Raw genomic sequence first — 13,291 nt, forward strand, 5'->3', positions numbered from 1 at the left:
TTTGAACTGAGATTGGGATTTCAGATATTAGCGAACATATCACTCATATTTGTGACGTTGCTGTGATTTGAACTGAGATTGGGATTTCAGATATTCACAAACTCAGACGCAAAATGGTGGGCTTGGCTGTGATTTGAACTGAGATTGGGATTTCAGATATTTAACACGTTTATAACACGAAAATAACGAAAGCTGTGATTTGAACTGAGATTGGGATTTCAGATATTAAGCAGGGAAATCTTGTAATCACGCCAGGCGCTGTGATTTGAACTGAGATTGGGATTTCAGATATTACCCTGCCCGTTATTTAATATCGTGATATGGCTGTGATTTGAACTGAGATTGGGATTTCAGATATTTCGCCCTCCCCGGCATGTGCAGGAATAGCGGCTGTGATTTGAACTGAGATTGGGATTTCAGATATTTTCTAAGATTGAGAAGCAAATTGATGACCTGCTGTGATTTGAACTGAGATTGGGATTTCAGATATTCCGATGAATATGCGTTCACGACTGATGGACGCTGTGATTTGAACTGAGATTGGGATTTCAGATATTTTTCTATCTGGTAGATGCCTATTGCCGCCAGCTGTGATTTGAACTGAGATTGGGATTTCAGATATTGCACCGGGAAAGGCTAATAAGCGCAGGACTGCTGTGATTTGAACTGAGATTGGGATTTCAGATATTATTTGGTCGAGAAGGGTAAGGGGATTATTTGCTGTGATTTGAACTGAGATTGGGATTTCAGATATTAAGCGGCTTGTCTTCCTGCTCATACTTCAGGCTGTGATTTGAACTGAGATTGGGATTTCAGATATTACTTCTTAGTATATGTATATCACTGTTAGGCTGTGATTTGAACTGAGATTGGGATTTCAGATATTAACGTATGACCGTCGTGTAGGTTATGCGCAGCTGTGATTTGAACTGAGATTGGGATTTCAGATATTGAGCATGGGAGAAGCAGGGAAATCTTGTAAGCTGTGATTTGAACTGAGATTGGGATTTCAGATATTCAACGTCAGCCGGTGCAACGATGGCTCTTTGCTGTGATTTGAACTGAGATTGGGATTTCAGATATTTATTCTCGAGGACGGGCGCGCTTTCTTTCGGCTGTGATTTGAACTGAGATTGGGATTTCAGATATTTAACTATTAAGCCTTAACGCGCTTCAAATAGCTGTGATTTGAACTGAGATTGGGATTTCAGATATTTACCACTCAGCGTTGAAGCGTTCGGGCCACGCTGTGATTTGAACTGAGATTGGGATTTCAGATATTAGCATGAACGGCGTTGACATGGCATTGGTCGCTGTGATTTGAACTGAGATTGGGATTTCAGATATTTTACGGTCAAAGTAAGCAATTCGATTCAGCGCTGTGATTTGAACTGAGATTGGGATTTCAGATATTCAACAATGCGCTAATGAACAGGCTGCACTAGCTGTGATTTGAACTGAGATTGGGATTTCAGATATTAAGGGATTGATAAAGCCCGCAGATGTTTTAGCTGTGATTTGAACTGAGATTGGGATTTCAGATATTGAAGGTGGTGTTGTGGACGCAGACATCCTCGCTGTGATTTGAACTGAGATTGGGATTTCAGATATTATGGGCTGAGGGCACCAGTCCCCGGGCTGAGCTGTGATTTGAACTGAGATTGGGATTTCAGATATTAATTATCAGCGAGGAGCAAGCCCGCGCAAAGCTGTGATTTGAACTGAGATTGGGATTTCAGATATTCAACCGCATATTCGATCAGGTCGAAGATGCGCTGTGATTTGAACTGAGATTGGGATTTCAGATATTATTTTTGGCGAACAGCAGGAATTGGGCTATGCTGTGATTTGAACTGAGATTGGGATTTCAGATATTATACTGGAATCGGGATTCACAGGTTTGGACGCTGTGATTTGAACTGAGATTGGGATTTCAGATATTTTCGACATCCCCGCACATGCTGGGGAGGGCGCTGTGATTTGAACTGAGATTGGGATTTCAGATATTAAATTGATTGATGAATCAAAGCTGAAAAAAGCTGTGATTTGAACTGAGATTGGGATTTCAGATATTCGGTTAAAAATGTTCACCACACAATACAATGCTGTGATTTGAACTGAGATTGGGATTTCAGATATTGCAGCGCATAAAATGGGGTTTGATTTTACCGCTGTGATTTGAACTGAGATTGGGATTTCAGATATTACGCCCCTTCGTAATGGCTTATGTACCATTGCGTTGGGGCGTTTTTTGGTTTAAAAAAATAGCTATCATCTTTCCTGAATGTGCATGTGCGTCTTCTTTTTTAGAAAAATTCGAGCTGCTGCGGGGGGGGCGGAAGGCGCTCTTCCTTTGCACCCCAAATGTTGACAATCTGTCCGTATTGCTTATCGGTAAGGGTAATGATGCTCACAAAGCCTTCTTTTGGCACCAGGTCTTTTACGGTTTCAATATGGGATTCTGCGCTTTCGCGGCTGCCGCAGTGCCGGGCATAGACCGAGAGCTGAAAGCGCTGAAAGCCATCGTGTTTCAGGTTCTGCCGGAATTTGTTCGCGGCTTTCATGTACTTATCGGTTGTTACGGGAAGGTCAAAGGTTACAAAGAGCCACATGGTTTCATAAGCGTTTAATCGTGAATAACTCATGGGTGAATTAGGGTTTTTGGGATTTACGTTAAAGCTCGGGATAGCTCAGACGGGTGTCTTCCTTCAGAAAGCAGCGCGCAAGCGAAGCTGTTGTTTCCGAAAGGCCGAGCATCAGTGGCCTGATTTTGTTCCCGATACACACATCGCTGTACAGTATTTGTAACAGCATGGCTTTTTCTGCTTTACCGAGGGTATCCGGCGGGCTGTTGGCCTCCAGATATTCGAGTACCGCAAAATCTACAAACGGCCGGTAGGGCTCCATGAGATCATCAGCCAGGCCGTAGGCATTGTATTGGTTGTGATGATGGATGCCAATGCCGGGCAGCAGGCCCGAGCCGGAAATGGCCCGGGCGGTAGCGGCCCGCAGGATGGCATACCCAAAATTGAGCAGGTTGTTCGGCGGTGCCCCGTCCCGACGACGCAGAAAGCCGTCCCCAAAAAGGGACGGCCAATAGATGCGGGCAGCCTGCGCTTCCTTGTTCTCCGGATCGCCGCTTTTGACCTTGCGGGCTGCGTAGCGCAGCGGTGCATCGTTCTTTCCCTGCACTTTTAGCAGCGCGGCCTGATTGCTGATCTTGGCTTTTACCGTTTGTTTCCAAAGCTGCTTCATCAGCGGTACCGTTGCCGCGATCTGCGCCCGATAGGTACGGGTTTGCGTACTGTGCCCTTCAAGCCGGAACAGCATGGCCTCCGGATGATGGTTGGTGCCGCAAAAAACAACCGCCGTATTGTGCGTGCAGGCATGCTGCACAACCGCCTGCGTAAAAGTCGTTTGGGCATGATCCAGAATGATAAACCCGAGATCCGAAAAAGGTCTGCTGTGCTCCTCTTTGTTTTGCTTGTTGTACAGCACAAGCTGTGACATGCGAACGCTCAGATGCATCGGGCTTGTGATATGGAGGATTTTTTTGAGCATGTTTCAGATAAAAGTGATGCCTCCTTTTTCATCAATCGTGAAATGATAATCTTGGATGAGAAATTGATAGTTTTTTGAACCAATATGATAGTATGGTAATGGTTCAATTGAAGCTTTGTACTTCGAGTATCCACTTATCATTAGTTTTTCGGGTGACTTACCGTTTGCATTTTCAAAGTCTGATTTGAATTGAATTTTACCACGTGATTCTTGAAAATACTGAAACTTCATCCTTCCGTCTTTTTCAAGATTTACAGCTTTGTAGAGCCTATCCGTCAGCTCTTTTTCTGAAAGCTCCGTCAGTTCATCAGGGCTTTCGAGGTAAAAGCATACGAGGGTATTTTTCCGGATCAGGCCAAAAAAGCTTTTGCCATTCATTTCCGGCGCTACCAGGTCCTGCTCTCTGCGAAAGTCCCGCTGACTTGCCTTGAGGTGCTGCGTCGCTTCCATCAGGTTAATCAGGGCATAGTCATGGCGGCCTTTGTCATCGCGGTAAATGGCCATCGCATAGTTTTCCTTGTTATTCACATACAGCTGCTGCTTATAAGCATGCTTGGACTGATCGCGGTGCTGTTTAAATCCGGGCAGCGGCTCGGTCAGTTTCGCCTTTATGCGCACTTTGCGAATAGGGGTCCAAACGGTCTTACCTTTCTTCGGCGGGATGTGGAATAAGCGGCTGATTTCATTTTCAACCGATTTGATCTCAGCTTCGAGCGTAGCTTTTGATGCAGCCTCCGCATCTTTAGCTTCCTTTTGAAGGGCTTTTAAACGGTCATTAAGCGCTTTTTGCCGCGGTATATCGCGAAGTACAATTTCACGGATATTGGGGTCTATAATTTTTGTTGCGTCTTTCACATCCATGCCGTCAATGGACTTCCTCACCACAAACATATCTTTACTTTTCTCCGGCTCATGCGGATTCATGATTCTGCCATAGAAGGTTTCTTCATGCAGTGCACCCCTCGCCGTATCCCCCTGCTGATAGATAAACTCCTCCGGTTTGTGATGTTTGCGCTGCTTCACACCCCGTTTTCGGAGAATTTTCCGGACCTGCTTTTTGGGCTTGTCGGTATCGGTGTGCACCACAATTAAATCTTCATGCAGTTGCTGCATATCGGTCGTGAAGGTATCCCATGGTTTGGTTTCCCGCAGGACTTCCCGCATGGCAGCGAGCTGACCTTCTTCCTGCAGGCGCCAGGCATGTGAGAGCCGGTTATGGCTGTCGCGGGTAATGCAGGCAATGGTTACGGCATCGATGGCATGATGGGCATGGTTGCTACGGTTTTTAGGCGCCATTTCCCACAGGCCGGTTTCATCATTAAAAAAGTCCTGCAATCCCCAGGCTTTTCTGAAATGTGCTACCATTTCCCCGTTAATGGGAAAAACATTCGGATTTCCCCGCCGGTTTTTGAACAGGCTTCCCAGAAAGTCTTTCGCATACCGGGTAATAATGCCGGTATCAACCTTCTGACTGATTTTAAAGCCCTCAGGTATTTCCGTTGCCGTAAACCTTTTTACTTTACCGCGCCAGTAATCCCGTTCCATACTAAGCTCATGTCGCTGCATGATGAGCTTGTCTTTTTGGTCTTTGGTCGTTGCAGCTTTGGTACGCCGCGACAGCCGGTTGATTCTGTCTTCGAGCGCATCAGCCTTCTCCACCCAATGGCGGATGCGCTGAACATAATCGTCATAGTTCTCCAGCTCTGAGGGCATCCGGTTACGCTTAACATCCCGGTTAAATGTGCGCTCGGATAGGGTTTTGTTCATCATGGAATTATCGAGCGTGCGGCTCCGGGGCAGGGTGTGCTCAATGTCATATTTGGGGTCATCACCGATAAAATCGGACAGGCCAATTTTGTCTCCTGTGTACAGGCAGATGCCGTTTTGCTCCTTCCAAAGCTGATACTTTTGGATGTCGGTCTCTGTAGGTTCGATGGTTTGGTTCTTTTGTTCTTTGTACAACCGAATAATTTCATCGCGGTACTCGCTCCGCTCATTTTGCCGTTTTCTTTGATAGTTTTCTATCGCTTTCCGCTTGTTGGCGTCGTTGAGTTCACGCGCCAGCTCAATATGAATGCTTGTTTTTTCATCAATCAGCTCTTCGGCCAGCAAATGGTTAATCAGTTGCCGGAGCTGCTGTAAGGAGCGCATCACGACCGGATTTTTCAGGGATGATTTCAGGGGATTCGGCAGTCCGTACAGCGGTTTACCATCCTTCATCAGCGGTTCCCCTTTTCGAAGTATCACTTCCGGCACAAAGCGCTCAATTGCGGAAGGGTGATAAAGTTTTTTGAGCATTTTGGGAGACGCAACCACAGCTACTTCGCCAATTTTCTTACCCTTAAGGGCCTTTTCAATGCGATCTTCCAAACGCGCAGTTCTCTGAAAGACGGGCTCATCCCGGTCGGTTTTCATGGCTGCATTGAAAATAGATACGGCCTGACTAATCAGGCTTTGCTGATGGGGATGCTCCTGCCAGGTTTTCTTTCCGAATTTAAAGCTGAGTTTATGCTCGAGTTCTGCCCTTACCCAATGCGGATTTTCGGGTTCGGTCATTTTTCCGTCCCGTACATTTCGCACAATTTCATTAACGGCAAAGTAAAGCTGCTGCAGCTCGTCGTGTCCGTCAATAATGGAAATCAGTTGCTCTGTGATCTCAGCCTGATTTGCTGCATTTTCCCATATTTCGGGTTTGATGATTTCAGGAAGCTTGGCCAGAAACACGGCGTGACTGTATATCAGCCCTTCCCGCAGCCAGGGCAGAATAAGCTTGATGGCTTTGAGGCTAAGGTTGGCGTAATCATTCCGGAAGGGCGGGATTTTTGTAAACCGGGCGGTTTCCTGCGCGGTAAGGGAGGTGAAGGTATCGGCAAAACGGCGCAGCGCGCTTTCGCGGGTTACATCGGTGAAGCTGCTGCGGTCTCCGGCGGTATCGGCAAAATACAGGGCCTGCCAATAGCGGGTAATGATGTCATTTTCGGAAAGCGATTTTCCGGTCCATCGGTTTACGATTAATGTTTTCCAATGCAGGTGCTCGTCCGGGCTGTTTTTGAAAACCTGCATTAACCGGCCCGTAAAGGGACACCCGCTTACCGTAGTTGCCGGATTGTAATTTACTTTAACAGAATATTCCGCAGCACGGTGATCCTTCCTGTAACAGTAGGTATCTTTTCCAAAAAGCCGGTCAAAAATATCCGAAACGGGAAAACTCGGTTTGCTAACCCGGTAAAATAAAGGCTCAACTTCGGATTTTTCGGCTTCCGAAAGCGGCCGCATGTGAAGATCGTCAGCGGTCTGAACAGCAATATTATTCAAAAAACTGCGCATTCTGTATTCCTCAAACAACGGATGTGTGATGGGGCAGCGTGATTTTGACGGCTCAAACGGGCATTTGCCGACACTGCCTTTTTGGGACTTTAGCGGACGCTGAAAAAAGATGGCGCGGTGCAGCTGCTTCCGTAATTCATCGGGGAGCTGCTGTTTATCAGCAATCAGGTTGAATTCGGCTTCGTAATGACTTTCCCGCTCGGTATAGCGGCCTCGGATGCGGTTTTCATACAAGCTGCGGTCTTGCTGCATCAGCTGGTGAAAGTACTGCCCGAGCGTTTCACAATCGGCTGCTTCTATGGCTTCAGACAACTCGGTTATGCTTTTCTTCACAAGCCCCATATTTTCTTTGTCGGTCAGCAGGCTTTCCGTTACTGCAATCACCGCATCGGCATCTGTTTCATTACCGCCGGCAACTTTCCTGATTTTTCTTGCAAATGCTTTTACCGTTTTGTCATCGCTTTCAAGGTGAATGTCAGCCAGGTCTCTTAGCTTGTCTTTCAGCAGAAGGGCGTCTTCAGCAACCAGGGGATCTCTCAGAAGCTCTTCATACTGCAGCTTAGCGGCCTCAAGAGGCTCATCAGCTCCGGCGTCTTTTCGGTTACTTGCAAAACCGCGCCGCTGTGCGAGGTGATAAAACGCGCGCCCAAGTTTAAAGGCAAGCTCCGGCTTGTTCCGCCAGTCTTGCGTTTCCCGGGAAAAAAGATCGCGGTACGCATAAGGGTGTTCTTGTTGAAGCGCATCGGTACGCTGCCAGCTTAGGAAAGCTTCTTCCATCGGATAAGCTTTATAGCCGCTTTTTTTCCAGGCTGTAAGTTCGTCAGGGCTAAGCGGGCAGAGGGGCGGATCATGTTCAATAAGGGCTTTGAGGGTGAAGTATTTACGGTACCTTTTTCTTGCCTTTAGCCTTCGGCTGCTACGCTTCTGCGTGCGTTCGCTTGCTTTGGATGATTCACCCGATTTATCTCTGTTCACTCCCAAAGGGAATATTTTGACGCCTTTATCAACAAGTTCGAAACGCCTGTTATGTTGCTCCACGATAGCCCAACCCAAAGAGTTGGTGCCCATATCAAGACCAAGAATTTTTTTACCCATGATGAATTAAATAATATTATAATTGACTGTAACAGCAATTAGCAATATATTTCATCCGAAGAACTAATCCCAATCAGTTCTTATCACAGCAAGGCTATAATGCCGAAGGGATTTACCCTAAGCCTGGTTTCGGCCGGGCTTTTTTTATTTTATACCGTTTGTGTTTCACAGCACCCCGTAACTGCACAAAAAAAGCCCCGCTCCTAAAAAGAAACGGGGCTTTGGTATATATATGTAATACTCAGCCGGCGATTACTTGCTTAGAAAAGCAATCATCGCTTTGGCAAAATGACCCAGATCAACAGGGGTTCTGGATGTAATGATATTACGGTCAACAACTACGGGTTCATCCACCCACTCTGCTCCGGCATTGGTGAGATCATCTTTGATGGCGTTTACGGAGGTGAGTTTGAAACCCTTCACGACTTTTGCAGAGATCGGAATCCAGCCGCCATGACAAATGAAGGCGATCATTTTACCCTGCTTGTGAAAATCAGCGGTGATATCCAGCACTTTCTGATCGCGCCGTAGCTTATCCGGCATATATCCGCCGGGTACGACAAGCCCGTCAAAATCATCAGCCGAAACATTGTGATACGAGACATCTGATTTGCCATCATATCCGTTTTTGCCGCTGTACCGCGTATTGGCCTCGGGTCCGGCGAGCACGACCTCAGCACCTTCTTCCTCCAGCCGAAGCTTGGGATACCAAAGCTCAAGTTCTTCATAAATATCGCCGATAAAAATCAGGATACGCTTTCCTTCAAGTTTGTTCATGCTACGTTCTCCTTTTGGATTGATATAAAGTAATCAGCACGGGGCTGATAGGTTTTTTGAGAATGTGAATCCCTAAACAATTGGGCCACATACATCAGTCCGCACAATAGTTAAAACTTATAACGGCTTTGTTGGCTCAATGGGGAAGCATGTTGCAATTGAATAACCCCAATGCCCAATGATAGCTGTAACCCGTCATAGCTATGCTGCAGCCCCTACACGCGTCAACTTCTAAATTGAAGCGTGCTAGTATCTCAAATTACGTTTACAGTACCTGAACCGCGCTGCCCATTCTGCCCGCCCTTGTCCAAAGCTCCAAACGCGCTGTCTGTCCTTTGCCCTCTGTCTTCGGTTCGCCGTCTTCGGTCTTCGGTCTTCGGTCTGCCTGTCTGCCTGTCTGCCTGTCTGCCGTCCGCCGTCCGCCGTCCGCTGTCCAGAACTTATCCCTGTCTCATTGGTTCAAAAAAGCTATTGCGTTGGGTTGATATTGGGTTGTATATTTAAGGCCGCCCAGCGCTCACGGGTTTTGACAGCGGCCACAAATTTTGGCCCTTTCAAAATTAAGTGTTGACACGGGCTACAAGATTCCGTATCATTGGAATCTGCAACAAAAACGAAGTTCGGCAGCTCGCTGCCACCACCGTTTTCAGGTTGCACCGTTCTTTTTCTTAGTGAACAATTAGACAGAAGATCGCATAGCGAAGCCTTAGAAGTCGATTCCGGAGTTAGGATGTTCGGTTTTACCGGATGTCCGCTCTAAAGATATATGATAGGAAGCAAAGGCAAACAATGCGTTGTTTTTAGTTAGGATGCTTAATTGCATAACAATTTACAACGGAGAGTTTGATCCTGGCTCAGGACGAACGCTGGCGGCGGGCTTAACACATGCAAGTCGCAGGGGATTCAGGGGGCTTGCCCCCTGATGAGACTGGCGCACGGGTGCGTAACACGTAAGCAATCTGCCTACAGGAGGGGGATAACCCGGCGAAAGCCGGGCTAATACCGCATAATGCAGCGGGGCCGCATGGCCACAGTTGTTAAAGCCCTTCGGGGTGCCTGTAGATGAGCTTGCGGTGCATTAGGTAGTTGGTGAGGTAACGGCTCACCAAGCCTGTGATGCATAGGGGTTCTGAGAGGATGGTCCCCCACACTGGAACTGAGACACGGTCCAGACTCCTACGGGAGGCAGCAGTGAGGAATATTGCGCAATGGGCGAAAGCCTGACGCAGCCACGCCGCGTGCCGGAAGAAGGTCCTTTGGATTGTAAACGGCTTTTACCAGGGAAGAACCGGCTGGTTTCGACCGGCCCTGACGGTACCTGGTGAATAAGCACCGGCTAACTCCGTGCCAGCAGCCGCGGTAATACGGAGGGTGCAAGCGTTGTCCGGAATCATTGGGTGTAAAGGGTGCGCAGGCGGGCTTTTAAGTCTGGGGTGAAATCTTGCCGCTTAACGGTAAAATGGCCCTGGATACTGGAAGTCTTGAGTGTGACAGAGGTTGGCGGAATTCGTAGTGTAGCGGTGAAATGCACAGATATTACGAAGAACACCAGTGGCGTAGGCGGCCAACCGGGTCACAACTGACGCTCAGGCACGAGAGCGTGGGTAGCGAACAGGATTAGATACCCTGGTAGTCCACGCCGTAAACGATGTATACTAGGTGTTGGTCCTTTTAGGATCAGTGCTGCAGCTAACGCATTAAGTATACCACCTGGGGAGTACGTCGGCAACGATGAAACTCAAAGGAATTGACGGGGGCCCGCACAAGCGGTGGAGCATGTGGCTTAATTCGATGCAACGCGAAGAACCTTACCTGGGCTAAATTTGTGGTTAGGGATCCGAAAGGTGACCGACCGGCTTGCCGGCGCCACAGAAGGTGCTGCATGGCTGTCGTCAGCTCGTGCCGTGAGGTGTTGGGTTAAGTCCCGCAACGAGCGCAACCCCTATGGTTAGTTACCAGCACGTAAAGGTGGGGACTCTGGCCAGACTGCCTACGCAAGTAGTGAGGAAGGTGGGGACGACGTCAAGTCATCATGGCCCTTACGTCCAGGGCTGCACACGTGCTACAATGGTTGGTACAGAGGGTAGCGACCCCGCGAGGGGCAGCCAATCCTTAAAGCCAATCCCAGTTCGGATTGGAGTCTGCAACCCGACTCCATGAAGTTGGAATCGCTAGTAATCGCGTATCAGCAACGACGCGGTGAATACGTTCCCGGGCCTTGTACACACCGCCCGTCAAGCGATGGAAGTGGGGAGTACCTGACGCCGCCGCGCTAACCCTTCGGGGAGGCCGGTGTCCAGGGTAAGCCTCATAACTGGCGCTAAGTCGTAACAAGGTAGCCGTACCGGAAGGTGCGGCTGGATCACCTCCTTTTTAAGGAGCATGTTTGCCCGGCTTTTGAGGTAGCTGTGCGATCTTCTGAGTAATTGCCTGAACCAACCCCGTGCGGGCCGCAGGCCGGCAAGGGTGACGGGGCTTAAAGCGCAGCGGGCTTGTAGCTCAGGTGGTTAGAGCGCACGCCTGATAAGCGTGAGGTCGGAGGTTCAACTCCTCCCAAGCCCACTACCACCAGCGCCGGCAGGTGCAAAGCAACACCGGCAGGTGCAAAATCCTAAAGGGGCTATAGCTCAGCTGGCTAGAGCGCCTGCCTTGCAAGCAGGAGGTCACCGGTTCGACTCCGGTTAGCTCCACGATATCGAGTTCAGCGTTTTGAGGTTTGAAGTTTGTGGTTTGTGCTTTGAAGTTTGAGGTTTTTTTTGGTTTGTTCGGGTTCTCTACCGGTTTAAAGCCAATAGCCAACCGCCAAAGCCAATAGTCAATAGCTGATGTTTGCTGTCGGGTGCAATTACCGAGGAAAAGTCTGATTGTTTGATTAACAGATTCCGCGTTGGACGCGAGTCCGGGTTCGATTCCCGGGGCGGAAACACAGCCGGCAGGCTGGCTGCGGTGGTATCTTTCTGGATGCGTGCCGGGTGCAGCTGCAGGCACTGTTCTTTGACGTATTGAGGTTTGAAAGAAAGAAGTAAAGTAAGTAAGTACAAGCACGTTGCGCGTGTATGCGCTGCAGGATCGCCTTGGCGGTTGTGCAGGGAAGTGGACGCGTGACGAAGTGTGTGGGTCAGCCCATTAGGGACTGATCACACCTTGATGACGGATTTGGTGGCCGCGGGCCGGAAGCTGCGATTTTGGTGCGAAGCGCCGGGGTTGTAGCGGGTGAAAGCTGGAGACAGTGGAAGCGGACAGCAAATTCTACAGAAGGAATCAAGGGCACACGGTGGATGCCTAGGCATGGGGAGGCGATGAAGGACGTGTAAAGCTGCGATAAGCCGCGGGGAGCTGCATAAAAGCGCTGATCCGCGGATTTCCGAATGGGACAACCCCCTGGATCCGTCATTTATGACGGAGGCGAACGACCCGAACTGAAACATCTAAGTAGGGTTAGGAGAAGAAAACAACAGTGATTCCCCAAGTAGTGGCGAGCGAACGGGGACCAGCCCAAACCGTTGGGGTTACGGCCCTGACGGGGTAGTAGGACCGCAATATCGTACCGATAAGGTGAATCGAACGGCCTGGAACGGCCGGCCACAGAAGGTGAAAGCCCTGTAGGTGAAGCTGAGTCGGGCGTAGCGGAATCCTGAGTAGCGCGAGGCCGGTGAAACCTTGCGTGAATCTGCCGGCACCATCCGGTAAGGCTAAATACTCCCCCATGACCGATAGTGAACCAGTACCGTGAGGGAAAGGTGAAAAGAACGCCGGGAAGGCGAGTGAAACAGTACCTGAAACCGTGTGCTTACAACCAGTCGGAGCATTGATTTATATTGATGTGACGGCGTGCCTTTTGCATAATGAGCCTACGAGTTGCTGTCATGTGCAAGGCTAACCCGCTCAGCGGGGCAGCCGCAGCGAAAGCGAGTCTGAACAGGGCGCGCAGTATATGGCAGCAGACGCGAAACCAAGTGATCTATCCATGGCCAGGATGAAGCGAGGGTAAGACCTCGTGGAGGTCCGAACCGTTTAGCGTTGAAAAGCTATCGGATGAGCTGTGGATAGGGGTGAAAGGCTAATCAAACTTGGAGATAGCTCGTACTCCCCGAAATATATTTAGGTATAGCGTCTGACCAAGCCCGCCGGAGGTAGAGCACTGATTAGGCTAGGGCCCTTCACCGGGTACCAAACCTTGACAAACTCCGAATGCCGGTGTGGTGGTGGCAGGCAGTCAGCGGCAGGGTGATAACGTCCTGCTGCGAGAGGGAAACAACCCAGAGCACCAGCTAAGGCCCCCAAATGCGGGCTAAGTTGATCAAAGGAGGTTGGGTTGCACAGACAACTAGGAGGTTGGCTTAGAAGCAGCCATTCCTTTAAAGAGTGCGTAATAGCTCACTAGTCGAGCGACCCGGCGTCGAAAATGATCGGGCATCAAGCCCGCTGCCGAAGCTGTGCGATTGTTTAGTTTAACTAAATGATCGGTAGGGGAGCATACTATAGGCGCTGAAGGCAGACCGGCGAGGTCTGCTGGAGCGTATAGTAGCGA

General features: G+C 49.2%; 4 protein-coding genes, 2 tRNA genes, 2 rRNA genes and 1 CRISPR repeat array (2 of these 9 cut by a window edge). Of the genes, 4 read left to right on the forward strand and 4 right to left on the reverse strand.

The annotated features are described in order from the left end of the window. A CRISPR array of direct repeats spans nt 1–2,206; the repeat unit is 36 nt; unit sequence GCTGTGATTTGAACTGAGATTGGGATTTCAGATATT; it begins 931 nt to the left of the window's first position. 100 nt (nt 2,207–2,306) lie between these two features. The 4 genes from cas2 to CYPRO_RS07500 all read right to left on the reverse strand — a co-directional run bounded on the left by cas2 (nt 2,307) and on the right by CYPRO_RS07500 (nt 8,760). After that, on the reverse strand, nt 2,307–2,645 hold the full coding sequence (gene cas2, locus CYPRO_RS07485) for a CRISPR-associated endonuclease Cas2 (RefSeq protein ID WP_114984026.1): 339 nt from the start codon (nt 2,643–2,645) through the stop codon (nt 2,307–2,309). Nucleotides 2,646–2,673: 28 nt separating this feature from the next. After that, nucleotides 2,674–3,561 carry a type II CRISPR-associated endonuclease Cas1 gene (gene cas1, locus CYPRO_RS07490; RefSeq protein ID WP_114984027.1) on the reverse strand — a complete coding sequence of 296 codons (888 nt, stop codon included), beginning with the start codon at nt 3,559–3,561 and terminating at the stop codon, nt 2,674–2,676. Nucleotides 3,562–3,564: 3 nt separating this feature from the next. Continuing rightward, on the reverse strand, nt 3,565–7,983 hold the full coding sequence (gene cas9, locus CYPRO_RS07495; protein WP_114984028.1) for a type II CRISPR RNA-guided endonuclease Cas9: 4,419 nt from the start codon (nt 7,981–7,983) through the stop codon (nt 3,565–3,567). A gap of 252 nt (nt 7,984–8,235) precedes the next feature. Next, entirely contained in the window at nt 8,236–8,760 is a 525-nt protein-coding gene (locus CYPRO_RS07500) for a type 1 glutamine amidotransferase domain-containing protein (RefSeq protein WP_114984029.1), read from the reverse strand. A gap of 831 nt (nt 8,761–9,591) precedes the next feature. On the opposite strand from CYPRO_RS07500, the gene CYPRO_RS07505 reads away from it, so the two are divergent. The 4 genes from CYPRO_RS07505 to CYPRO_RS07520 all read left to right on the forward strand — a co-directional run. Further along, a 16S ribosomal RNA gene (locus tag CYPRO_RS07505) occupies nt 9,592–11,133 on the forward strand. A gap of 115 nt (nt 11,134–11,248) precedes the next feature. Further along, a tRNA-Ile gene (locus CYPRO_RS07510) sits at nt 11,249–11,322 on the forward strand. A gap of 54 nt (nt 11,323–11,376) precedes the next feature. Continuing rightward, nucleotides 11,377–11,450, forward strand: a tRNA-Ala gene (locus tag CYPRO_RS07515). A 561-nt stretch (nt 11,451–12,011) separates the two neighbouring features. After that, nucleotides 12,012–13,291: ribosomal RNA gene (locus CYPRO_RS07520) — 23S ribosomal RNA — on the forward strand; it runs 1,618 nt beyond the window's last position. Together the 16S and 23S rRNA genes with 2 tRNA genes alongside form the textbook arrangement of a ribosomal RNA operon.

It is taken from the genome of Cyclonatronum proteinivorum (assembly GCF_003353065.1).
In the GTDB taxonomy this organism is placed as follows: Bacteria; Bacteroidota; Rhodothermia; order Balneolales; family Cyclonatronaceae; genus Cyclonatronum; species Cyclonatronum proteinivorum.